The organism is Flavobacterium sp. W1B, from assembly GCF_047344965.1.
Classification (GTDB): domain Bacteria; phylum Bacteroidota; class Bacteroidia; order Flavobacteriales; family Flavobacteriaceae; genus Flavobacterium.
Window position 1 is genome coordinate 3331023 of record NZ_CP178845.1, and the last position, 26348, is coordinate 3357370.

19 protein-coding genes are annotated in these 26348 nt (G+C 35.1%); 15 read left to right on the forward strand and 4 right to left on the reverse strand.

What is annotated here, in order from left to right; genetic code table 11:
* Positions 1-42: 42 nt before the first annotated feature.
* Positions 43-3057 carry a tetratricopeptide repeat protein gene (locus ACMDB5_RS14455; protein ID WP_413998969.1) on the reverse strand — a complete coding sequence of 1005 codons (3015 nt, stop codon included), beginning with the start codon at positions 3055-3057 and terminating at the stop codon, positions 43-45.
* Positions 3058-3332: 275 nt separating this feature from the next.
* On the opposite strand from ACMDB5_RS14455, the gene ACMDB5_RS14460 reads away from it, so the two are divergent.
* Positions 3333-4016 (forward strand): cell division ATP-binding protein FtsE, encoded by a 684-nt coding sequence (locus ACMDB5_RS14460; RefSeq protein ID WP_413998970.1) that lies wholly within the window; start codon positions 3333-3335, stop codon positions 4014-4016.
* A gap of 109 nt (positions 4017-4125) precedes the next feature.
* Here the strand turns inward: ACMDB5_RS14460 and ACMDB5_RS14465 are convergent, their stop codons facing one another.
* Positions 4126-4728, reverse strand: coding sequence for a trimeric intracellular cation channel family protein (locus ACMDB5_RS14465; RefSeq protein WP_413998971.1), 603 nt, complete (start codon positions 4726-4728; stop codon positions 4126-4128).
* A gap of 213 nt (positions 4729-4941) precedes the next feature.
* On the opposite strand from ACMDB5_RS14465, the gene ACMDB5_RS14470 reads away from it, so the two are divergent.
* From ACMDB5_RS14470 to ACMDB5_RS14495, 6 genes are all read left to right on the forward strand, one after another.
* Entirely contained in the window at positions 4942-5727 is a 786-nt protein-coding gene (locus ACMDB5_RS14470; protein ID WP_413998972.1) for a TrmH family RNA methyltransferase, read from the forward strand.
* 120 nt (positions 5728-5847) lie between these two features.
* The gene (locus ACMDB5_RS14475) at positions 5848-8067 is read left to right on the forward strand and encodes a RelA/SpoT family protein (RefSeq protein ID WP_414000395.1); all 2220 of its coding nucleotides are present in this window, start codon (positions 5848-5850) and stop codon (positions 8065-8067) included.
* A 103-nt stretch (positions 8068-8170) separates the two neighbouring features.
* Positions 8171-8644 carry a Fur family transcriptional regulator gene (locus ACMDB5_RS14480; protein WP_413998973.1) on the forward strand — a complete coding sequence of 158 codons (474 nt, stop codon included), beginning with the start codon at positions 8171-8173 and terminating at the stop codon, positions 8642-8644.
* 75 nt (positions 8645-8719) lie between these two features.
* Positions 8720-9991 (forward strand): adenylosuccinate synthase, encoded by a 1272-nt coding sequence (locus ACMDB5_RS14485; protein ID WP_413998974.1) that lies wholly within the window; start codon positions 8720-8722, stop codon positions 9989-9991.
* A gap of 71 nt (positions 9992-10062) precedes the next feature.
* Complete coding sequence (gene nudK / locus ACMDB5_RS14490) at positions 10063-10644, forward strand: GDP-mannose pyrophosphatase NudK (RefSeq protein WP_413998975.1); 582 nt, start codon at positions 10063-10065, stop codon at positions 10642-10644.
* A gap of 23 nt (positions 10645-10667) precedes the next feature.
* A complete protein-coding gene (locus ACMDB5_RS14495) occupies positions 10668-11555 on the forward strand; it encodes a DMT family transporter (RefSeq protein ID WP_413998976.1) in 888 nt (295 codons plus the stop codon).
* Positions 11556-11638: 83 nt separating this feature from the next.
* On the opposite strand, the gene ACMDB5_RS14500 is transcribed toward ACMDB5_RS14495, so the two are convergent.
* On the reverse strand, positions 11639-12277 hold the full coding sequence (locus ACMDB5_RS14500; RefSeq protein WP_413998977.1) for a peroxiredoxin: 639 nt from the start codon (positions 12275-12277) through the stop codon (positions 11639-11641).
* Between the two features lie 140 nt (positions 12278-12417).
* Complete coding sequence (locus tag ACMDB5_RS14505) at positions 12418-13329, reverse strand: AEC family transporter (protein ID WP_413998978.1); 912 nt, start codon at positions 13327-13329, stop codon at positions 12418-12420.
* Between the two features lie 135 nt (positions 13330-13464).
* On the opposite strand from ACMDB5_RS14505, the gene ACMDB5_RS14510 reads away from it, so the two are divergent.
* From ACMDB5_RS14510 to ACMDB5_RS14545, 8 genes are all read left to right on the forward strand, one after another.
* On the forward strand, positions 13465-13872 hold the full coding sequence (locus ACMDB5_RS14510) for an Rrf2 family transcriptional regulator (RefSeq protein WP_413998979.1): 408 nt from the start codon (positions 13465-13467) through the stop codon (positions 13870-13872).
* Positions 13873-13928: 56 nt separating this feature from the next.
* Entirely contained in the window at positions 13929-14576 is a 648-nt protein-coding gene (locus ACMDB5_RS14515) for an NAD(P)-dependent oxidoreductase (protein WP_413998980.1), read from the forward strand.
* Between the two features lie 247 nt (positions 14577-14823).
* Positions 14824-15912: a methylmalonyl Co-A mutase-associated GTPase MeaB gene (gene meaB / locus ACMDB5_RS14520; protein WP_413998981.1), complete on the forward strand. Its 1089-nt coding sequence runs from the start codon at positions 14824-14826 to the stop codon at positions 15910-15912.
* 693 nt (positions 15913-16605) lie between these two features.
* Entirely contained in the window at positions 16606-16917 is a 312-nt protein-coding gene (locus tag ACMDB5_RS14525) for a hypothetical protein (RefSeq protein WP_413998982.1), read from the forward strand.
* 11 nt (positions 16918-16928) lie between these two features.
* Positions 16929-22928 (forward strand): gliding motility-associated C-terminal domain-containing protein, encoded by a 6000-nt coding sequence (locus ACMDB5_RS14530; protein ID WP_413998983.1) that lies wholly within the window; start codon positions 16929-16931, stop codon positions 22926-22928.
* Between the two features lie 60 nt (positions 22929-22988).
* Entirely contained in the window at positions 22989-23897 is a 909-nt protein-coding gene (locus tag ACMDB5_RS14535; protein ID WP_413998984.1) for a type IX secretion system membrane protein PorP/SprF, read from the forward strand.
* A 12-nt stretch (positions 23898-23909) separates the two neighbouring features.
* Positions 23910-24293 carry a flagellar motor protein MotB gene (locus ACMDB5_RS14540; RefSeq protein ID WP_413998985.1) on the forward strand — a complete coding sequence of 128 codons (384 nt, stop codon included), beginning with the start codon at positions 23910-23912 and terminating at the stop codon, positions 24291-24293.
* A gap of 41 nt (positions 24294-24334) precedes the next feature.
* The gene (locus tag ACMDB5_RS14545; protein WP_413998986.1) at positions 24335-26272 is read left to right on the forward strand and encodes an OmpA family protein; all 1938 of its coding nucleotides are present in this window, start codon (positions 24335-24337) and stop codon (positions 26270-26272) included.
* Positions 26273-26348 lie beyond the last annotated feature (76 nt).

Here is a 26348-nt window from a genome sequence, read left to right on the forward strand (position 1 = left end):
ATTTACAACGCTCTTTTTTCTTGATTCTAATTTCTTATTTTATTACTTAACGATAGATGAATTGGTTTTCGATTCTTCGGCTTTAATGACATCCAATTCTTTTTGTGCTTCTGAAACAACATCAGGGAAATCAGTAAAATTTTGAATAACATTATCTAAAATGTAAGTCGCCTGAAAACTATCTTTCAATCCATAAAAGTTTTTAGCCATAAGAACCAAACCTTTGGCACCAAAATAACGATAAGCCGAATAATTTTTAGCCAGTTTTTGAACCGCTACATTTGAAACTTCAAATTTCCCATCTTTATTCTTAAAATATGCATCATAATACAAAGCTTCCGCCGCCAATTCTCCTTTGGCAATGGTCAACAACTTAGCATAACCTGATCTTGCCTTAGTTTCATCACCGGTATGCACGGCTGAACGTGCAATGATAATTTGAGCATCACTTTTCACATTATCATCCGTTTTTGGATTATTCAAAACCTTATCGGCATATATCACAGAGTTTGCATAATCCTTTTTATCATAATAGCATTTCATCAAATTAGACTGGGCAAAGATTTTATTTTGAGGGAAATCAGCCTCATTCTCTAAACGAATAAGTACCGGAATTGCTTTTCCTTTTTCATTATTGTCTAACAAAACTTGAGATAATCTTGCCAATGATTGTTCTGTAAACTCACTTCTAGGCTCATTGATCACATACTCATAATTAGCTATTGACTTGTTTTTTTGCCCTTCAGAGAAATAGGCTTGTGCTAAATAAAAATTAGCTGACAAAGTATGAATCCCTTTTGGAAAACTAGAAATATAAGCCGTAAAACCAGAGATAGCTTGCTTGTTGTTGTTTTGCTCAAATTGTTTCAACGCCGATTCATAGGAATCATTATCCAAATCAGCATCCGTAACAGCTACAAAATCTAATGTTCTTACCCAAGTTGCATATTCATCTACTTTTCCTGAATCAACATAAATCAATCTTGCAGTCGAAACTGCTTCAAGTGCTTCTGGAGTTTTAGGAAATTCTGCAGCCACTTTTTTAAATTTAGTCAAAGCTTCCGCATTTTTATCTGAATTGTAAAAAATCAATCCTTGACGTAAAACTGCTTTTGAAGCATACGATCCATTTTTATATTCATTTATTAAACGGTCATAGGTTTTTAAGGCCAAATCCTGTTTGTTGCTCGCAACATAAGTATTTGCTAATTCATACATCGCATCATCACGTAAACTTGATTTAGGATACAATTGTAAAAAGGAATTCAAATCTTCTATTTTTCGGTCATTTTTAGAAACAAAACCATAACAAATTGCTTTTTGATAAAAAGCATAATCGGCATCAATTCCTTTAGAATCAACTACCTTATTATAAGCCTCCATCGCAGGCCAATATTTAGATGTAACAAATTGACAATCTCCTAATCGCAAATAAGAATCATTCAATCGTACTTTATCATCCTTTACTTTGTCAATCTGTGCTTGGAAATAAGTAGCCGCAGATTCGTATTCTTTCAATTTAAAATAGGCATAAGCCATATTGTAATTGCTGTTTTTATATTCTGGTGTCGAAGTCGCACGAGGCAATCCTGAGAATTGTTTGTAACTCAACAAGGCATTTTTATAATCGTCCAATACATATTCTGTTTCTCCTTTCCAGAAAGTGGCTCTTGCTGTAAATTCGGCGTCTATTTGTCCGTCAATAGATTTTTTAAACATTTTTGCGGCCTCTGAATAATCTCTGTCAACGTATAATTCTAAACCTCTGTAAAAAGTAACTTTTTGATAGGCCAATTTATTCTCAGAGCTTTTATTTTTTTCCAATAAAACCAATGCTTCTTTGTAATTTTTTGAAGAAATATAAGAGTCAATCAGTAATTTCTCTATTATGGAACGACTGGAATTATCTGGATATTTTTTTATAAACCCAAGCAAAACAGCTGGGACACTTTGATAAGAATTCCCTAATTCATAACTTAATTTAGCATAATTCAAACTCGCATCTTCTTGTATAGCCAGGTCAAATGTCATCTCGGATGCATTCTTGAAAGCGTTCAATGCTTCTTGTTTTTTATCTAATTTCAAATAACTTTCTCCTAAATGATAATAGGCGTTTTGTGCCACAAAATCTTTCCCGCTAACAATTTTATTGAACTGAGAAATAGCATTTTCAAAATCATTTTGCTTGTAATAGGCATATCCTAACTGGTAAAAATCGGTATTGTTCCATTTTCCTTTTTTTCCTTTGTAAGCAGCTAAATAAGGAATTGCTTGATCGTATTTTTTTAAATTGAAATAACTTTCTCCAATAATTTTATTGAGTTCCGACTTTTCTAAGGCATTTGATTTTGCCATCGCTTTCTCGCCTAATTCAATTGCTTTTTGAAAATTCCCGAGTTTAAAATTCATATCAGCCTGATAATACGAAAGCTTCTCTTTGTATTTCTCTTCGCCTGAAACTTCATCAAAATATTTAGTAGCTTCCTTATAATCATCGCCTTCATAGGCCATAAAGCCCAAGTAATATTTAGCTTGAGAACCGTATTCGGCAGAGTTGACCACTTTATTCAAATAAGTAGTGGCTTCTTTTTTGTTTTTGGAACTAAAAAAAGCATATCCTTTCTGGAAATTAAATTTATCGCGATCTGCAGAACTAAGCTGGCCTTCATCTACTTTTTGAAACCATTGCAAGGCTTTTGGATAGCTTCCTTGGTCAAAATAATAATGCGCCACTTCAATAAAAGCTTGATTACTCTTAGCACTTGTAGGATAATCCGAAACAAAACGTTCCATCAGTTCATCTGCATTAGCATGATTGAGACGAATGGCACAAGTAGCGTCATAATAAGCGCAATCCGATTTTAATTCCTCGTTTTTAGTTTCTGATTTAACTTTATCAAAAATAATTTGAGCCGAAGCATATTGATTGTCTTTGAAAAGTGAGACCGCCTGGTCAAAATCCTTTAAATCATGGGTGTATATTGCTGATTTTTGTGCCGACGCAGTTAAGGATTTAACAAAAATCAATAAAAAGAAGAGCCAAGAAAGTTTACGCATTTTTATTTTATTTTTATAATATTCAAATGTATCATATTCTACGGTCTATAACGGCTTGTAAATCGCTTTTATTATGAACATTTTTCTTAACAACCACACTTTAACATTTTAAGAAAACAACTACACAGCTTTTAAAAATCACAAATCCTTCGCTAATTATACACTAGAAGCTCTCATTTAAAAACAAAGACTTTAACGAATGCTCTTTATTGATAAAATTTATTTTGAATAGAAGCGTTATCTTATTACTTTTACCCAATAAACAAATGTTAATTATGTCTCAAGCTGTACTGTCTTTAAAAAACGCAACCATTTATCAAGAAGATAAGGTAATTTTATCTAATATTAATTTGGATGTAAACCACGGTGAATTCTTATACATCATTGGAAAAACAGGATCAGGAAAAAGTAGCTTAATGAAAACACTTTATGCCGATTTACCTTTAAACGAAGGCGAAGGACATGTTGTAGATTTTGATTTGGGAACTTTAAAAGAAGATGACATTCCGTTTTTGAGAAGAAAAATTGGTATTGTTTTCCAAGATTTCAAATTATTACCAGATCGTACCATAAAAGATAATATGCTTTTTGTACTAAAAGCTACTGGCTGGGTCGATAAAGACGAAATGGATCATAAAATTGATGAAGTATTAGACAAGGTAGGCATGAAAGATTATGCGAATAAAATGCCGCATCAAATATCTGGAGGAGAACAACAACGTGTTGCCATTGCCAGAGCGTTGCTTAACGACCCCGAACTTATTCTTGCTGATGAACCTACAGGAAACCTAGATCCTCAAACCAGCGCCGAAGTCCTTGAACTTTTAAGACAAATAAACGCGAACGGAAAAACAATTATAATGGCGACACACGATTATGCCTTATTGATGAAATTCCCATCGAAAACCTTGAAATGCGAGGATACTAAAATTTTTGAAGTGGTTCAAAGAGCCGTTTAATTCTTTTCTTTATATCTCTTACAAAAACGATACTTAGCTTTAGAATCACCTAAAATTAAATCCAAATTTTCTTTTGCGGATAAATTATAAATTTCCGCAAAAGATTTTTTTATTTATTCCCTAAAGCGGGCAAATACCATTTGAATTTGACCGCCATCAAGCGTACCGAAATAATCACTAACGAAGTTGTTAGGTACAAAATATCATTGTCTAGATGGAATTTTTTCAGAATAAAAAATACGATTCCGCCAAGGATACAAATCGTAGCATAAATCTCTTTTCTAAAGATTACCGGAATTTCATTGCACAAAATATCTCGGGTTACTCCGCCAAAACAGGCAGTCATTGTTCCAATGGCAATACATATAACGGGATGCAAACCAATGCTGATTCCTTTTTCGAGACCTATTAATGTAAAAACTCCTAATCCAATGGTGTCAAACAGAAATAATGAAGTTCGCAATTTATCCATTTTTTTTCGAAACACTAAAGTCAACACAAATCCAAAAATTATCACGTAAACGTACTTTAAATCAAGCATCCATCCCACCGGAGTCCTACCAATCATGACATCACGCAAGGTTCCTCCACCAACAGCAGTCACAAAAGCGATAATAAAAACCCCAAAAGGATCTAACTTTTTGTTCATTGCCGTTAATGCACCTGACATAGCAAAAGCCATTGTCCCAATGATATCTAATAAATGAAACATGATTATTTTTGAATTTAAATTGCAGAAAAAAATTGTTTTGACTAAAACAATTTAAGCAAAATTAAAGAAAAATACTCGCGTAAAACAGTTCTGATAAAATAAATAAACAAACTCTTTTCTCCAGATTCTCGAATATTCTATTTCAAATTTATAAAAACTGAAATTTCTCTATGTATCTTTGTTTAATAAATAATAATTAAATTTTAGAATACCTTGAAACACATCACTTCTATTCAAAATCCATTCATAAAATCCTTGGTATTATTACAAGAAAAAGCAAAAAACCGTAAACAAACGGGAAGTTTTTTAATAGAAGGAAAACGTGAAATCACATTAGCCCTAAAAGGTGGTTATGAAATAGAAACGATTTTATTCTTGGCTGAAATTTGCTCTGAATCCGAAACAAAAAAAATTTCCGGAAATGCCGAACTGATAGAAATCAATAAAGAAGTCTATCAAAAACTGGCCTATCGCGATACCACCGAAGGAATCTTGGCTATAGCCAAAACAAAATCATTGCATTTATCCGATTTAAAACTATCCGATAATCCTTTAATTCTTGTTGCCGAAGCTCCCGAAAAACCAGGAAACATAGGCGCTTTATTGCGCACCGCAGATGCCGCAAACCTAGATGCGGTAATTATTGCCAACCCGAAAAGTGATTTATACAGCCCAAATATTGTTCGCTCAAGTGTGGGCTGTTTGTTTACCAACCAAATTGCCACAGGTACAACCAATGAAATTATCGCATTCCTGAAAGAAAGAAAGATCAATTTTTATTGTGCCACCTTACAAAACTCGACCTCCTATCACACTCAAGACTACACTACTCCAACCGCTTTAGTTGTGGGCACAGAAGCGACAGGTTTAACACAAGAATGGCGCGATGCCGCCACACAAAACATCATTATTCCTATGCAAGGCGAAATTGACAGCATGAATGTTTCCGTTGCCGCAGCAATTTTGATTTTTGAAGCCAAAAGACAAAGAGGATTTTAGGATTAGGATTTAGAAAATCTTATCAAAAAATCGCTACTAAAATATTATAATCAGAAGCCCTACTTACCCCTTGCATATATGATAACTAATCGCTATTTTTAGAAAATGAACCATGAAGTTATGACAGAAATAGATATCGAAAAAGAAAATAAAGCAATCGCTCAAGAATATAAAGAATTACTCCGAATCAGTTACCAAACCTTGTCAAACGAAGACAAAAAACTCATTCGAAAAGCCTTTGACGTTGCCGTAGAAGCCCATAAAGAACAACGAAGAAAATCAGGCGAAGCCTATATATTTCACCCTATTGCCGTGGCAAAAATTGTTGCTTCAGAAATAGGATTGGGAGCCACTTCAATTGCCGCAGCATTATTGCACGATGTTGTCGAGGACACTCCTACAACCGTAAAAGAAATCGAGCGTTTATTTAACCCCAAAGTAGCACAGCTTGTTGAAGGGTTAACAAAAATCTCTTTGGTACAAAAAGACTTGAATGTGTCTATGCAAGCCGAGAATTTTCGTAAAATGTTATTGACTCTTAATGATGATGTACGTGTAATTCTTATAAAAATAGCCGACAGATTGCACAATATGCAAACGATGGAATCTATGGAAAATGCCAAGCAAATCAAAATTGCTTCGGAAACACTATATATTTACGCTCCACTTGCACACCGTTTGGGTTTATATAAAATAAAAAATAAATTAGAAGATTTAGGTTTAAAATATACCGAACCCGAAGTTTACAACAACATTGTAAGCAAAATAAAAGAGACCAAAGAGCAACAAGATGCTTACATCAAAGATATTTCAGATGTTATTAAAGCTTCTTTGGACGAAGAAAATGTTGATTATATCATAAAAGGGCGCCCAAAATCAATCTACTCCATTCGAAGAAAAATGAAGGCACAAAACGTAAGCTTTGATGAAGTTTACGACAAATTTGCCCTTCGCATCGTATACAAGTCTATTCCGCATGACGAAAAATTTCTGGCTTGGAAAATTTATTCGATCGTAACAGATCATTACAGACCCAGCCCAAGTCGTTTGCGTGATTGGATTTCATCGCCAAAATCAACCGGTTACGAAGCATTGCACATCACTGTAATGGGACCAAAAGGTCGCTGGGTAGAAGTTCAAATACGAAGTGAACGCATGGACGAAATTGCCGAAAAAGGCTATGCAGCTCATTACAAATACAAAAATGGCGCAACAGAAGAAGGCGGTTTAGACCGTTGGCTGAATTTGCTCAAAGAAGCCCTTGAAAATTCGGAAACCAGTGCCGTAGATTTTGTAGAGGATTTTAAGATGAATTTATATTCTAAAGAAATCTATATTTTTACCCCAAAAGGAGATATCAAATCCTTACCAAAAGGAGCAACTTCTCTTGATTTTGCTTTTAGCATCCACTCCGAAATAGGAATTAAGACCCGAGGAACACGAGTAAACGGAAAACTAGTCCCTTTAAATTACGAGTTAAAAAGTGGAGATCAGGTAGAAATTATCACTTCTCAAAATCAAAAACCTACAATAAACTGGCTTGATTATGTAACTACGTCCAGAGCTAAAAACAAAATCAGGAATGTTCTAAACGAAAACACCAAAAAGATTGCCGAAGACGGAAAAGAACTGCTAACGCGTAAATTAAAACATCTTAAAGTTAATTTAAACGAGTCCGTTGTCAATGAATTAGTCAACTTCTTTAAATTAAAAACCAGTTTAGATTTGTTTTACAGAGTTGGAATAGGTTCTATCGACAACCAACAGCTCAAAGACTTTGCCGCCCAAAAAAGCAATACTTTAATCAATTTCTTTAAAAATAAAATTAAACGTTCCGGGCAAACTGCTGATATAGACATTCACAAACAAGTATTGAATAGTAATTATGACATGCTTGTTTTTGGTAAAGAACAGGACAAACTAGATTATAAACTATCAACTTGTTGCAATCCAATTCCGGGAGACCAGGTTTTTGGATTTGTCACTATCAACGAAGGAATCAAAGTTCATAAAAAAGATTGCCCTAATGCCATTGCAATGCAGTCCAATTACGCTTATCGCATCATGCAAGCCAAATGGATTGATTCGACCCAACAGGAATTCAAAGCTATTCTTACTATTACGGGAATGGATTCTCTAGGACTTACTAACGAGTTGACCAAGGTGATTTCGAACAATATGCATGTAAATATTCAAAGCCTAACCTTGAGCGGTGAAGCCGGACTTTTTAAAGGTCAGGTGACGGTTGTGGTTCAAAACAGTACAATTTTGAAAAAGCTAATAGACAATATCAAAAAAGTTGACGGAATAGATAAAGTGACCCGGATTTATAAAAACTAATTCCCAAACTTTACTCCTATTATTGTTTCAAAACTCACAAAATTATCCTCTTATAAGTATTAAACTATAGAACTATTAAAATAATAAATTATCTTTGCCAAATATGACACTAATTTCCACAGATAACGACAAAAACCAAGAAATTGTAAAAAATGTTTTTACAATGTATCTTGAACAAAAAGGACATCGAAAAACTCCTGAACGTTACTCTATACTTCAAGAAATTTACGAAAGCGAGGAGCATTTTGATATAGAAAATCTTTATATCAAAATGAAAAACAAAAACTACCGTGTCAGTAGAGCCACGCTATACAACACCATCGAATTACTATTAGACTGTAATTTGGTGCGCAAACATCAGTTTGGGCAAAATCAGGCTCATTATGAAAAATCGTACTTTGACAAACAACACGACCATATTATAATGACCGATACCGGTGAGGTAATTGAGTTTTGTGATCCTAGGATACAAACCATCAAGAAAACTATTGAAGAAATATTTGATATTGAAATCACCAATCACTCTTTATACTTATATGGAGTTAGAAAAAGTCCAAAATCAGATAGCACAATTTAGAACATACAATTTTAAAAACACGAACAACTTAAGAGCTGTTCATTCGATAAAAATTAACTACAAATAATAAACAGAATGACCGTAGATTTATTACTAGGATTACAATGGGGAGATGAAGGGAAAGGTAAAATCGTTGATGTACTTACTTCAAAATATGATATTATTGCTCGTTTTCAAGGAGGACCTAATGCGGGACACACTTTAGAATTTGACGGAATAAAACACGTACTTAGAACCATTCCTTCTGGAATTTTTCATGAAAATAACATAAACATCATCGGTAACGGAGTTGTGATTGACCCAGTTGTTTTTAAAAGTGAAATTGACGGTTTAGCAAAATTTAATTTGGACTTAAAATCGAAACTAATCATTTCGAGAAAAGCTCATTTAATCTTGCCTACACACCGCTTGCTTGACGCTGCTTCTGAAGCATCGAAAGGAAAAGCAAAAATTGGTTCTACTCTAAAAGGTATTGGACCAACTTATATGGACAAAACCGGTAGAAACGGTATTCGTGTTGGAGATATTGAACTAGAAGATTTCAAAGAACGTTACAGAGCTTTGGCTGACAAGCATGAAGCCATGATTGCATTTTACGATGTAAACATTCAATACAATCTTGAAGAGTTAGAAAAAGAATTTTTTGAATCTATCGAAGATCTAAAAAAATTAGATTTTATTGATAGCGAAGAATATTTACACCAAGCTCAAAAAGCGGGGAAATCAATTTTATGTGAAGGTGCTCAAGGTTCTTTACTTGATGTAGATTTTGGAACTTACCCATTTGTAACTTCTTCAAATACAACTGCCGCTGGTGCTTGTACCGGTTTAGGAATTGCTCCAAATAAAATCAAAGAAGTTTACGGTATCTTCAAAGCATACGTAACTCGTGTTGGAAGCGGACCGTTCCCTACGGAACTTTTTGACGAAGACGGTTCTACGATGGCACGTATCGGAAATGAATTTGGATCGGTTACCGGAAGACAAAGACGTTGTGGATGGTTAGACCTAGTAGCATTAAAATATGCTGTTCAAATCAATGGTGTTACTCAGTTAATGATGATGAAAGGCGATGTTCTTTCAGGATTTGAAACTTTAAAAGTATGTACTGATTACAACTACAAAGGCGAAAAAATAGCTCATTTCCCATACAATATCGAACCGGAAAATGTTACTCCGGTTTACCAAGAATTCAAAGGATGGAAAGCTGATTTAACCGGTATGACTACTTATGATGAATTGCCGATTGAATTGAAAGAATATATCGAGTTCATAGAAAAGGAAGTAGAGGTTCCGATAAAAATTGTTTCTGTTGGACCAGACAGAAAACAAACAATCCTTAAATAAGATTCACTAACGCTCTGAAATTTCAGAGCGTTTTTTATTTTAGCAAAATTCTAGCTCACAAATAAATTCCAATGAACGATCCTCAAATAAAAATCAAACAAACCGATTTGCTTTCTGACAATTGGTACATCCTGAACAAAGTCACTTTCGATTACCAAAAAAAGGACAACTCCTGGGTAACCCAAACAAGGGAAGTCTATGATCGCGGAAACGGCGCAGCTATTTTACTATATAACTCAAAGAAAAAAACGGTAATACTAACAAGACAGTTTAGATTGCCAACCTATCTTAACGGTAATGAATCGGGCATGATGATTGAAGTTTGTGCCGGGCTATTGGACGAAGATAATCCTGAACAATGTGTTATCAGAGAAACCGAAGAAGAGACTGGTTATCGCATTACCAAAGTTCAAAAAGTGATGGAAACCTATATGTCTCCGGGTGCCGTAACCGAAATTTTATATTTATTCGTTGGAGAATATGATGAATCTATGAAAGTCAATGAAGGTGGTGGCGTGGAACACGAAGAAGAAAATATAGAGGTTCTGGAAATGTCCTACGATAAAGCTTACGATATGATTGAATCAGGGCAAATAAAAGATGCCAAAACAATAGTATTGTTGCAACATGCCAAAATAAAAGGATTAATTTAAAACAACTGCTTAAAGTTCCCTGAATGAATAATGAAACTAAAGGCGTTATTTTTGCACTCAGCGCTACCTTTCTTTGGTCAGTAAATATGGTAATTGCCAGCGGAATAAAAGGACACATTCCTCCTGTAGGTCTTGCTTTCTGGAGATGGACAATAGCCAGTATTATTTTGGCTCCATTTGCCATTAGAAACACAATTAAAAACAAGGCATTAATAAAACAGAACATCTGGTATCTTATAATTACAGCTGTACTGGGAATCACTATCTTCAATACGTTAATTTATTTTGCAGGAAAAACGACGTCGGCAGTAAATTTATCGTTAATTGCTATTTCGATTCCTTTATTTATTGTGGCAATATCTCGAATTGCTTTTAAAGAAAAGATATCCACTATCAAAATCATCGGAATTCTAACAATTATTTTGGGAGTTTTAGTGCTTGTTACCAAAGGCTCTCTACAATCTTTGCTCGAAATAAATTTTACTGTAGGCGATTTTATAATGTTAGCCGCTTGTTTTTTCTTCGCCTGTTATACCATATTAGTTCGAATAAAATCCAAAGAAATACCTCCAAAAGTATTCTTATTCAGTATTTTTGTTTTGGGAGTTCTCTTTCTTTTTCCGTTCTATCTTTGGGAACATTTTTTCTATAAAAAAGTAATTTTAGACAGCACAACATTTTTGGCAACAACTTATGTTGGGCTATTTGCTTCACTAGTGTCCTACTATTTATGGAATGAAGCTATTAGCTTGATTGGTACTAATAAAACAGCTTTAATATATTATTTAATCCCTGTTTTTAGTGGAATTTTGGCTTATATTTCTTTAAACCAAGAAATTTCACTGACCCAAATCATAAGTATGGGAATTATAATTTCAGGTTTATTGATAACCAATCGCAAAGAAAGCTAACTCCAATTTCTCATCTTAAACTCCAAAAAAAGGACTTTGAAACGATTTCAAAGTCCTTTTTTTAATATTGTAAATTCCAACTTTTATTTATTGGGTTGTGGAGTCATTCGCAAATAAGGCTTTATTTGCTGGTAACCTTTTGGAAATTTTTGGGGAATTTCACTGTCAGGTACCGAAGGAGAAATCACCACATCATCTCCATCTTTCCAGTTTGCCGGCGTTGCAACGCTATAATCTGCTGTCAACTGCAAACTATCAATAACACGCAAAATTTCGTCAAAATTCCTTCCGGTCGATGCTGGATAGGTAAATATCAATTTTATCTTCTTGTCCGGAGAAATGATAAAAACAGAACGCACAGTAAAATGATCATTTGCGTTAGGATGAATCATATCATATAAAGTAGCGATACGCTTTTCAGCATCAGCTATAATAGGAAAATTTACCGTAGTATGTTGGGTTTTATTTATGTCTTTTATCCACTCTAAGTGCGAATCCAATCCATCGACGCTCAAAGCAATTACTTTTGTATCTCTCTTTTCAAACTCTTTAGAATAATTGGCCACAGTACCTAATTCTGTAGTACAAACTGGCGTAAAATCTGCCGGATGAGAGAATAATACTCCCCAAGAATCTCCTAACCATTCATGAAAATGAATTTTACCAAGAGTCGTTTCTGCCTCAAAATCCGGAGCTATATCTCCTAATCGTAATGTTGCCATGATGAATACAGTTTTAAATTCATCTAAAATTAATAAAAAAATTCTACAAGACAAGCAACAGCCATCACAAATAAAACCTTAAATCTCTACAAACCAAACTTTTAATTTTAAAAATTAGATTCTATACAAATAGCTCTAAATTAAAGATATTCAACGATAAAATACCAGAAAATCAAGGTGACAAAAGAAATTGGAATTCCAAAACCAATCATCATACTACTTAATCTAGGCTTTAAACCATAAGAAGACGCTATAATACAAGCTGTTATCATTGGCGCCATCGCCGCCTCCATAATAGCCACATGAATCATTTTAGAATTTTGGTTCAAAACCACTACATATAAAAAATACAATAACGCTGGAGTCAAAAACAGTTTATAGAAAAGACCAAGACCTAAAAATTTTAAATGCTTACTTCTCCTATCGAATTGCAATTGTAATCCAACGGAAAGCATTGCCAAAGGTGTCATCGCTATTCCTACTTTTTGCAACAGCAATTGAATGTACTGATGGAAATCGAAACCAAAAATATTCATCAGGCAAGCCACCAAAAAAGCAATGAATGGAGGAAAAAAAAGGATTCTTTTGGCAATATAGATTCCATTGACACTTCCAGAAGAATATAGCGTTGCCACTAAAATCCCAAAAGTAGATAGAGCCACAAAAGTACCGGGCTGATCGACTAAAATTGCCATTCTCAGCCCTTCTTCGCCATATAAAGCCTGAATAATAGGAAAACCCAAAAACGATGTATTCCCAAAACCTGCCGTTAGAATTAAACAACCCGTAAGTTTTTTGGACCAACCAAATTTATTTCCTAGAAAACTGAAAAACAAATAGGAGAAAAGAAATCCAATCCAAGCCACTCCTATGGGATACAGTAGCCGGTTATCCCAATGGATCTTGGGTATATAATACAAAGCCAAAGCAGGAAGGCAAATATAAATTACGAAATTATTTATAAGCTTATAGCTATGCGATGGAAACGATTTAACTCTTTGCAAAACCATTCCAAAAATTAAAAAAACGAAGATTATTATAAAATTGTACATAGCTTAAAATTGAAAACAAAAATACTATTAAAATTGTTTTAGAGAAGAAGCAAACTATGTTTTGATTTAGATAAGAAGCATAGATTTTGGAAATTCCAATTTTGTTTGTAAATTTGTAAACTATTTTATTACAGTATGATTTCAGGCAAATTTGCAATAACAGTACATATCCTTACTTTACTCTCTAAATTCCCAAACGAATTCTTATCGTCAGAATTTATAGCTGGAAGTTTAAACTTGCATCCGGTGTTGGTAAGAAAAGAAATTGCTAACCTGAAAAAAAATAATATTGTAGAAAGTAAAGAAGGCAAAAATGGTGGAACGAAACTATTGAAATCAGCTTCAAAAGTTTCATTAGATGCTATTTTCAAAATAACCTTTGACAAGGTAAGTTTGGGTTTCTCAAAAAACAAACCCAATCCGGAATGCCCTGTTGGGAAAGAAATAAATAAAAATTTAGAAGATTTATATGAAAATATCAACGAAAAAATCAGCTTACAATTAGGCGGTATTTCATTGGAAGATTTTTCTAATAAATTTTAGAACTATTTTTTTATCCAAAACTGTAACTTTTTTTATTACTTTTAAAACATACAATTATGAAAATCGCAATTATTGGAGCCACAGGATTTGTAGGTTCATCCATTTTAAAAGAATTAGCAAGCCGCAATCACGAGATTACAGCTATAGCTCGGAATCCTAAAAATGACCAAACTAAAAATGTCAAATGGGAAAAAGCAGACATAAATAATCCCGAAGAAATAGCTAAAATATTGGCCAAAAATGATTTGGTAATTAGTGCTTTCAATGCAGGATGGACAAATCCAAATTTATACAATGATTTTATTGAGGGTTCAAAAGCCATTCAGGAAGCGGTAAAAAAATCAGGAGTAAAAAGGTTTATTGTTATTGGTGGCGCAGGAAGTTTATATGTGGCACCAGACTTACAAGCTGTAGATACAGCCGATTTTCCAAAAGAATATTATGCAGGAGCATCGGCAGCAAGAGATTATTTAAACATCCTTAAAGAAGAAAAAGACTTGGATTGGACATTTTTCAGCCCTGCTTTTGAAATGAACCCAGGAATCACTTCAGGGCGAACTGGAAAATACCGTTTGGGATTAGAAAATCCAGTTTTTGACAAAAATAACCGAAGTATTTTATCGGTTGAAGATGCTGCAGTTGTAATTGCTGACGAAGCCGAAACCGCAAAACATCATCAGGCTCGTTTTACAGCTGCTTATTAATTAAGTAATTAAAAAAACAGTTTCAAGAAGCAATTTGTTTTTTGAAACTGTTCTTTTTAAATTTCAAGCAAAATTCTCTGTCGTCAGCAGGGTTTACAACTTTTTTAAACTTCAATGTTTTTTAATTACAATAACTCTTTAATCAATTTAGATATTAAAGACTTTCCCTTTTCTACCTACTATTTGTTTATTGTCCAAAACAAAAAACAACTAATTTTCATTACTTTTACTTTTCAAATCATACGCTTTGCCAAACAAAAAATCCCATTCTAGTGCACTTCATGAAAAAGCCGGAATTTCTCCACCAGAAATTATCAGCGCCGCTGTTGTAAAAAACATTCAGCAGTTTAGAAAGACACAGCCTTCATCGACAGAGTTAGTTAACGGAATTTTAGAAGGAAACATTACCGCTTTAAGTCGGGCGATTACCTTGGTCGAAAGCACCAATCCGGATCATTTGGCAAAAGCCAATGAAGTAATTAATGCCTGTTTGTCTCATGCTAATAAATCGGTTCGAATAGGAATTACTGGAGTACCGGGCGTTGGAAAAAGTACCTTTATAGAGGCTTTTGGGAAATACTTGACTAGTTTAGGAAAAAAAGTGGCGGTTCTTGCCGTTGATCCCAGCAGTACAATTAGTCACGGAAGTATTCTGGGAGATAAAACCCGGATGGAAGAATTGGTCAAAGACCCAAATGCTTATATTAGGCCATCGGCTTCTGGCGAAACTTTGGGTGGTGTGGCTCGAAAAACCCGTGAAACCATTACTCTTTGTGAAGCTTGTGGTTTTGACACGATCATCATAGAAACAGTTGGCGTCGGACAAAGTGAAACTGCTGTTCACAGTATGGTCGATTTCTTTTTATTGCTAAAAATTGCTGGAGCAGGCGATGAATTACAAGGTATTAAACGAGGAATAATGGAAATGGCAGATGCCATCGTTATCAACAAAGCCGATGGCGATAACATCAAAAAAGCAAAATTGGCAAAAACCGAATTCAACAGAGCCTTGCATCTTTTCCCTGCTAAAAAATCAGGCTGGATTCCTACAACGGCGACCTGCAGTGCCGTTACACATGAAGGCATTCCAGAAGTTTGGGAAACCATAGAGAAATTCCTAAAACTAACAAAAAGCAATTCTTATTTTGACACAAAACGTGCAGAGCAAAATGAATATTGGATGCTCGAAACCATAAACGAGCAATTAAAACTTAATTTCTTCAATAATCCTGATATTCAAAAATTAATGGATTTAACAAAAAAAGCGGTGCAAAATGATGAAACTTCACCCTTTGCAGCCGCTCAATTATTATTGGAAAAGTATTTTAAAGAGTAGACTATATTTTTTTCTAAAACCACCTTTTTTAGATAGTATAAAAAACAGTAGCAAACTTTTTATTTTCAAATACTATCGTTTCTTCTGTGCTTAATTTATTTTTAATCCTACAATAATAGCATTTGAATGCGTGTTCATAAAGCTAATAATTTGTTCTCTATATTTTGATACAACCATAAAACTCCAAACTACTGGCAATATCATATCATTACTTCTTACAAAGAGACAAATACATAAGTGCTTAAAAAACAACTACATATATCCAGCTTTAACATGAATTGTATTTTTTTTCATAAAAAACACAATTCAACGATTTTTTAGGTTGTTGATGGACAAAAAAAATCAATAATATTAATAATTCATAACTTTGAATATATATTTTAACAAACTGTTTGTAAACCGTTTGAAACTTAAAAAGCTCCTGGCGAGGAAAAGACTCTTTTAACCCCAAAAAAAAGACTTTCATCCTTGAAAAGTAAACAAATACCGCTGATGTTTAATTTTTGAATTTATTAAATACTTACAAGATTACACCCTTAATTATTATTTTTTTTAGAGGTCCTATTTGCCTCCTTTTTAAATTAATTTAATTCGCCCCATTTCTTAACTGGCATGTTTATGTTCATCTTCATCATTGAAGAAAATCATTGCATTTAACTTTTTTATCGTCAATCATTAATTAAAAATTAAAATATGGAAGCAAAAATTGGTTCTACGAAAAAGAAAGTTGTTTATAAATCATTGGTTTTCTTTACATTACACGGTTCTATTTATTTATTATTTCGCACCCTTAAACTTAGGGCAAGGATGAAAGGATATTTGAAATCAAAAAAAATCATCTCTATCGATCTTTTTATCAATTTCTTGGAAAAAACTTCCAAAAATATTGATTCACCCCATTTGAAAGCTGAAAAGCAGCGAAAAAAAAATCAACTTTCAATACCTCTTACACTCATTAGACGTGAATTCTATTACATAAATTCATCCCATTTTCTAACGATTTAAAATAAATCAATATGAAATCAATTTTTACTCATTCGACAAAATTATTTACTTTTTTTTTAATAATCTTCTCCATCTTTACGACGGTAACACTTGCTCAAACTTTCCCTCCTGCAAGTAGCTGTACATCTAAAGATTTGAGTTTGGCAGGAGCTTCTCTCTCCGGAGGTGATCTATGTAATTCATGTCCGGTAGCTACTTCGATAAACAGAACGTTGACTTTGTCCATCGACAACACAACTGGTTCTACGAGAACTTCGTTTGCTTTTTGGGGAACTTTGGAAGAATATAGTGGCAATGACGGTTCATTAATTTCTTCTACTTCAATAACTGGTTGTGTAGGCCCTCTTCCTGGTAATACTATAACCAACCTTGCTTCAAATTCCATAACTTACACCTGCGGTAATATACTAAAAATAACTAATTTATATTTAGCATGGACAGATGCCTCTCCAAATAGTACCTGTCCTTTAAATCCTTCAACTATTAGTCCTAAATGCGGTACATTACCTTCTTTAACAATTAATAGTGGTGTAAATGGTGAATTCGTTACTAGCAATCCAAGTTGTTTTGGCACGGCTGACGGTAGCATTAACTTAACTCCAACCGGAGGTACTTCACCTTACAATTTTTCATGGACAGCTACGGATGGTGGTATAGTTCCAAGTGGGCAAGTAAATAATCAAAACCTTACTAATTTAGTAGCCGGCACATATTCAGTAACCATAACCGATACTAATGGCTGTACCATTATAAAATCAAGAACCATCACCAATCCTGCGGCTCCTGATCCTCCAATTTCTGGCGGAAATCAAACCGTATGTACCGATGGAACCCTAACACAAACTCTTACAGCTACGGCTACTGGAGGAACTATAACTTGGTATACAGCAGCTACCGGAGGGACTTTGGTTGCTAATCCAACACAGGTTGGAGTGGGAACTTCTACCTATTACGCCCAAGCTTCCAATGGAACTTGCTCGAGTTTGATTAGAACTGCCGTGACTTTAACTATAAATACGGCTCCTAGTGCCCCTATTTCTGGCGGAAATCAAACCGTATGTACCGATGGAACCCTAACACAAACTCTTACAGCTACTGCAACTGGAGGAACAATTACCTGGTATACAGCAGCTATCGGAGGGTCTTTGGTTGCTAATCCTACACAGGTTGGGGTGGGAACTTCTACCTATTACGCCCAAGCTTCTAATGGAACTTGCCCTAGTTTGACTAGAACTGCCGTTACTTTAACTATCAATCCGGCTCCTAATGCCCCTATTTCTGGAGGAAATCAAACCGTATGTACCGATGGAACCCTAACACAAACTCTTACAGCTACTGCAACTGGAGGAACAATTACCTGGTATGCAGCAGCTACAGGAGGGTCTCCGATTGCTAATCCAACACAGGTTGGAGTGGGAACTTCTACCTATTATGCTCAAGCTTCTAATGGAACTTGCCCTAGCTTGACTAGAACTGCCGTGACTTTAACTATAAATCCAGCTCCTAATCCTCCAACTTCTGGCGGAAATCAAACCGTATGTACCGACGGGACTCTAACACAAACTCTTACAGCTACTGTAACTGGAGGAACAATTACCTGGTATACAGCAGCTATCGGAGGGTCTTTGGTTGCTAATCCTACACAGGTTGGGGTGGGAACTTCTACCTATTATGCTCAAGCTTCTAATGGAACTTGCCCTAGTTTGACTAGAACTGCCGTTACTTTAACTATCAATCCGGCTCCTAATGCCCCTATTTCTGGCGGAAATCAAACCGTATGTACCGATGGAACCCTAACACAAACTCTTACAGCTACTGCAACTGGAGGAACAATTACCTGGTATACAGCAGCTATTGGAGGGGCTTTGGTTGCTAATCCTATACAGGTTGGGGTGGGAACTTCTACCTATTACGCCCAAGCTTCCAATGGAACTTGCTCGAGTTTGACTAGAACTGCCGTGACTTTAACTATAAATCTAGCTCCTAATACCCCTATTTCTGGAGGAAATCAAACCGTATGTACCGATGGAACCCTAACACAAACACTTACGGCTACGGCTACTGGAGGAACTATAACTTGGTATACAGCAGCTACAGGGGGATCTCCGATTGCCAATCCGACACAAGTAGGTGTGGGAACTTCTACCTATTATGCTCAAGCTTCCAATGGGAATTGCTCGAGTTTAACTAGAACTGCCGTTACTTTAACTATCAATCCAGCTCCTAGTGCCCCTATTTCTGGCGGAAATCAAACCGTATGTACCGACGGAACTCTAAACCAAACTCTTACAGCTACGGCTACAGGAGGAACAATTACCTGGTATACAGCAGCTATCGGAGGGTCTTTGGTTGCTAATCCTACACAGGTTGGGGTGGGAACTTCTACCTATTACGCCCAAGCTTCTAATGGAACTTGCCTTAGTTTGACTAGAACTCCGGTAGTTTTAACTATCAATACGGCATCTAATCCTCCGACTTCCGGTGGAAATCAAAACGTATGTTCTGACGGAACTCTAACCCAAACACTTACAGCTACGGCTACAGGAGGAACAATTATTTGGTATACAGCAGCTACTGGCGGGACTTTGATTACTGATCCAACACAGGTTGGTGTGGGAACTTCTACCTATTATGCTCAAGCTTCTAATGGAACTTGCTCGAGTTTGACTAGAACTGCCGTAACTTTAACTATCAATGCGGCGCCTAATGCGCCAATTTCTAGCGGAAACATAGCTGAGTGTAAAAATCCTTCAATTCAAACTTTAACTGCAATTGCATCTGTACCTCAGGGTCAATATATTGTTTGGTATGATAAAGATACCGGTGGAACAGTAGTTCAAAATCCTATTCTTGATACTGTTGGAACAATAACCTATTATGCTGAGTCTGTATACAATAGTACTTCTTGTCCTAGTTTAACTCGTACTGCTGTTACTTTAACAATACATATATGCTCAATTGCTATTACTAAAGATGGTAATTATGAGGATTCTAATAATGATGGCATTACCAATGTTGGGGATAAAGTAATCTATAACTTTGTAGTTACCAATACAGGTACTGCAACGCTAACTAATGTAACGGTAACAGATAATAATGCAGTAGTTTCAGGTGGGCCTATTGCCACTCTTGAAGTTGGTGCTTCTGATAGTACTACTTTTACCGCAACTCATGACATCTCTCAAGAAGACATTAATGCAGCCATAGTTTACAATTTAGCTACGGCTACTGGAACTCCTCCTATTGGCGATCCGGTATCGGCTACTTCTACAGATCCTACACCTTGCACAACATGTCCTGTCAAAGAAGGCTGTCCTGATTGTACGATTACAACTTTGGAACAAAATCCTTCTATTGCAATTACAAAAGACGGAACGTATCAAGATACTAATCAAGATGGAATCACCAATATTGGAGATAAAGTAATCTATAACTTTGTAGTAACCAATACAGGAAATGTCACTCTAACTAATGTAACGGTAACAGATAATAATGCAGTAGTTTCAGGTGGGCCTATTGCCACTCTTGAAGTTGGTGCTTCCGACAGTACTACTTTTACCGCAACTCATGACATCTCTCAAGAAGACATTAATGCTGCCATAGTTTACAATTTAGCTACGGCTACTGGAACTCCTCCTATTGGTGAACCTATATCAGCTACTTCTACAGATCCTACACCTTGTACAACATGTCCTATCAAGGAAGACTGTCCTGATTGTACGATTACAACTTTGGAACAAAATCCTTCTATTGCAATTACAAAAGACGGAACGTATCAAGATACTAATCAAGACGGAATTACCAATATTGGAGATAAAGTAATCTATAGCTTTATAGTTACCAATACAGGAAATGTCACTCTAACTAATGTAACGGTAACAGATAATAATGCAGTAGTTTCGGGTGGACCTATTGCCACTCTTGAAGTTGGTTCTTCTGATAGTACTACTTTTACCGCAACTCATGACATCTCTCAAGAAGACATTAATGCAGCCATAGTTTACAATTTAGCTACGGCTACTGGAACTCCTCCTATTGGCGAACCTATATCAGCTACTTCTACAGATCCTACACCTTGTACAACATGTCCTGTCAAGGAAGACTGTCCTAATTGTACGATTACAACTTTGGAACAAAATCCTTCTATTGCAATTACAAAAGACGGAACGTATCAAGATACTAATCAAGACGGAATTACCAATATTGGAGATAAAGTAATCTATAATTTTGTGGTTACCAATACAGGAAATGTTACTCTTACTAATATAACAGTTACTGATATTAATGCCGTAGTTTCAGGTGGACCTATTGCCACTCTTGAAGTTGGTACTTCTGATAGTACTACTTTTACCGCAACTCATGACATCTCTCAAGAAGACATCAATGCAGCCATAGTTTACAATTTAGCTACGGCTACTGGAACTCCTCCTATTGGTGAACCTATATCAGCTACTTCTACAGATCCTACACCTTGCACAACATGTCCTGTCAAGGAAGACTGTCCTGATTGCACGATTACAACTTTGGAACAAAATCCTTCTATTGCAATTACAAAAGACGGAACCTATCAAGATACTAATCAAGACGGAATAACCAATATTGGAGATAAAGTAATCTATAATTTTGTGGTTACCAATACAGGAAATGTCACTCTAACTAATATAACAGTTACCGATAATAATGCGGTAGTTTCAGGTGGACCTATTGCCACTCTTGAAGTTGGTGCTTCTGATAGTACTACTTTTACCGCAACTCATGACATCTCTCAAGAAGACATCAATGCAGCCATAGTTTACAATTTAGCTACGGCTACTGGAACTCCTCCTATTGGTGAACCTATATCAGCTACTTCTACAGATCCTACACCTTGCACAACATGTCCTATCAAGGAAGACTGTCCTGATTGTACGATTACAACTTTGGAACAAAATCCTTCTATTGCAATTACAAAAGACGGAACCTATCAAGATACTAATCAAGACGGAATAACCAATATTGGAGATAAAGTAATCTATAATTTTGTGGTTACCAATACAGGAAATGTCACTCTAACTAATATAACAGTTACCGATAATAATGCGGTAGTTTCAGGTGGACCTATTACTTCACTTCAAGCTGGTGCTTCTGATAGTACAACGTTTACAGCGGTTCATAACATTACTCAAGAAGACATTAATGCAGCCATAGTTTACAATTTAGCCACGGCTACTGGAACTCCTCCCGTTGGTAACCCGGTAACGGCTACTTCTACAGATCCTACACCCTGTACAACATGTCCTGTCAAGGAAGACTGTCCTGATTGCACGATTACTGAGATACCTCAAAACCCTATTTTAGAGGTTATCAAGACTGCAACTGTCACTAGTCATAATACAATAACTGATGTTTATAGCTTTGTAGGAGATGTAATCAATTATACTATCATCGTAAAAAACACAGGTAATGTGGCAATTAATAACATTATCGTGAAAGATCCCCTAACTGGATTAGACACAACAAATAACAGCTTTAATCTTAGTGCTGGTGAATCTAAAGAATTCAATCAAACTCATACAATAACTAAAGAAGACCTAGCAAACGACTCGATAACTAATATTGCTACAGCAGATGGGGTATCACCACGTGGGACTCCAATTAGCGCTTCCGATACTGTAATTGTTGAAAAAGCCGGTGTATTAGGCTGTGAAAGTATACTTGTTCATAATGCCTTCTCTCCAAATGGAGATGGAATTAATGAAAATTTTGTAATCGACGGTATTGACGATACTATTTGTTATCCAGAAAACACAGTTGAGATTTACAACCGCTGGGGTGTATTGGTTTTTGAAACCAAAAACTACAACAATCAAACTAATGCTTTTGACGGTTACTCAAGAGGTAGAACAACCATCAGTAAATCATCTGGTTTACCTACAGGAACGTACTATTATATTTTGAATTATACTTCAGTTGATTTAAATGGTAATATCCAAACCAATAAAAAAGACGGGTATTTATACCTTACAAGATAAACTTATCTCAAATCTAATCCCTGAGGGCTTAGCAACCCTCAGGTTAAAAAAGGAAACAAAATGAAGACAAGAATACTATTATTCGCTTTGCTGTTTACTGTAGCTGTAAGTTATGCACAACAAGATGCTCAATTTACACAATATATGTACAACACAATCAATGTGAATCCCGCTTATGCTGGATCAAGAGGAGCCTTGAGTATATTTGCCTTACACCGTACACAATGGGTAGGTCTCGATGGAGCCCCTGTTACCAATACAGTGTCAGTTAATACTCCTTTAAATGAAAGTAACTTAGGATTAGGCGTTTCTTTCATTAATGACAAAATTGGACCAACCCATGAGAACACCATATCGGCTGATTTATCTTATACCATTCCTACTTCAGAAACTTTCAAGCTTTCTTTTGGTATAAAAGCAACTGCCAATTTGTTTGATTTAGATGTCACACAGCTGAATCCTGTCGATGACGACCCGAGCTTGCATGATTATAATAATAAATTCTCACCAAATATTGGCGCTGGTCTCTATTTACATTCTAACAAGGCGTACTTAGGCCTTTCCGTTCCTAATTTTATTGAGACAAACCGTTATGATGATAATGATGTAAGAATTTATAAAGAGAAAATTAACTTTTACTTAATTGCTGGCTATGTATTTGATTTAAGTACATTTGCAAAATTCAAACCTGCCCTACTTACAAAAATGGTCGAGGGAGCTCCCCTACAAGTAGATGTTTCCGCAAACTTCTTGTTTAACGACAAATTTATGATTGGAGCTGCTTATAGATGGAGCGCTGCAGTAAGTGCTATGGCTGGTTTTCAAGTCTCTGATGCCTTGTATATAGGATACGGTTATGACCATGAAACAACTCGTCTTAACAGTTATAATTCTGGCTCACATGAAGTTTTCTTACGTTATGAACTATTTACAAAAAATAAAAAAATAACAACCCCTAGATTCTTTTAAAAAACAACTACTATGAAAAACAACCTACTTGTTTTAGTAATAATAAATTTTCTTTCATTTATTGGCTATACACAAAATGAAAAAAATTATGTAACAGAAAAAATAAGTGATAAATATGCTTTTGTTGATGTTATAAAAACCTACGAAAGGATTGCTGTAAAAGGATATAAATCAGTAGATCTATTTCAAAAATTAGGAAATGCATCTTATTCAAATTCTAAGTTAGACAAAGCAGCAATTTGGTATGGAGAATTATTTGCCATGACATCTGATTTAGAACCGGTATATTATTATCGTTATGCAGAATCTCTAAGATTCATTGGTCAAAATAATAAAGCCGATGAAGTGATTGAAAGATTAAAACAAAAATCTAAGATATTGACAACAAAAATTTGACAAAAAAGATAACTCCAAGATTCATATAAAAAACAATTATTATGAAAAATATTACACTCTTTTACATCATACTAATAAGTGTTTTTTCATTTAACATTTATTCCCAAAAAGCGAAAGTAATTGCTGCCGACAAAAAATATGAAAAGTATGCTTATATAGATGCCATAAAAACCTATGAAAAGGTTGCCGAAAAAGGATACAAATCAGCGGACATATTTGAGAAACTTGGAAATTCTTATTATTTCAACGGAGAATTAGACAAAGCGGCTAAATGGTATGGTGAATTATTTGCCATGACTACTGATCTAGAACCTGTTTATTATTATCGCTATTCCCAATCATTACGATCTATAGGGGAAAACGCCAAAGCAGATCAAATTTTAGATAAATTCAATCAAATAGCAGCAAACGATAGCAGAGGAACTCTTTTTAAAAAAAATAGAAACTATTTAGATGAAATTAAGGCAAATTCAGGAAGGTACCAAATAGAAAATGCGGGAATCAACTCTAAATATTCTGATTATGGGACAGCCATTTATTCAAACAAAATTGTATTCACTTCCGCTAGAGATACCGGTAATCTTGGACAAAGAAAACATGCATGGACCAATCAACACTTCACCAACTTGTATAGTGCTGATTTAGGAGATAACATGACACCCAACTCACCAAAAAAGTTCGATAAACACATCAACTCCAAGTTTAATGAAGCCACTCCTACTTTTACAAAAGATGGAAAGACCGTGTATTTTACCCGAAACAATTATATTGATGGCAAAAAAGGAAAGGATGCAAATAAAATTACTTTAATAAAAATATACAAAGCTACTCTGGAAAATGAAAAATGGATAAATATCTCCGAACTTCCTTTTAACAGCGATAATTACAGCACAGCACATCCTGCTTTGAGTCCTGACGAAAAAATCTTGTATTTTTCATCAGATATGCCCGGTACATCAGGACAATCCGATATATTTAAAGTGCAAATTAACGAAGACGGAACCTTCGGTACTCCTGAAAACTTAGGCAATACAATTAATACCGAAGGCAGAGAAACCTTCCCTTTTGTCACTGATGAAAATGAAATTTATTTTGCTTCAGATGGACATCCCGGTCTTGGAGGATTGGATGTTTTTGTATCTAAAATGAATTCAAACGGCGCTTTTGGTGAGGTACAAAATGTTGGAACAGATGTTAATTCTCCAATGGATGATTTTGCTTATTTAATTGATACAAAGTCAAGAAGAGGTTTTTTTAGTTCCAATAGAGCTGGCGGACAAGGATTTGACGATATTTATAAGTTTTTAGAAACCAGAAGACTTGTTTGCGAACAACTACTCTATGGTGAAATAACGGACTTAGCAACGGCCGAAATCTTATCTGACGCTAAAATTAGTTTGTATGACAGCCGTTTTAATCTAATTAAAAACACTGTTTCCGATGAAAAAGGGAATTATTCCTTTGCTGTAGAATGTGGCGAAACCTATAATGTTAGAGCTGAGAAAACGGATTATACAACCAAAGAACAAAAAATAACAATTGCTAAAGACAATGGAAAAACACATTTACCTATTGCTTTAGAGAAAGCGCAATGTAAAGTGGCTGTAGGTGATGATTTAGGTAAATGTTTTGGTATAAAAATGATTTATTTCGATTTTGATAAATCAGATATCAGAGTGGAAGCAGCAATTGATTTAGAAAAAATATTAGATGTAATGAACCAATATCCTAATATGAAGCTAGACATACGTTCACATACTGATAGCCGAGGAACATTTAAATACAATGAGGCTTTATCTGACAGAAGAGCCAAATCAACTATTAAATGGTTAATAAAAAACGGAGTCAATAAAAACAGATTAATAGGTAAAGGTTATGGCGAAAACCAACTCGTAAACAGATGTGCTGATGGAGTAGAATGCACCGAAGAAGAACATCAACTCAACAGACGTAGTGAATTTATTATAACTGATTTATAATTTAAAAAACCCGAGCTTGTTTGAAAACAAGCTCGGGTTTTTTAAAGATACTATACCACAAACTAACTTGTAGTAA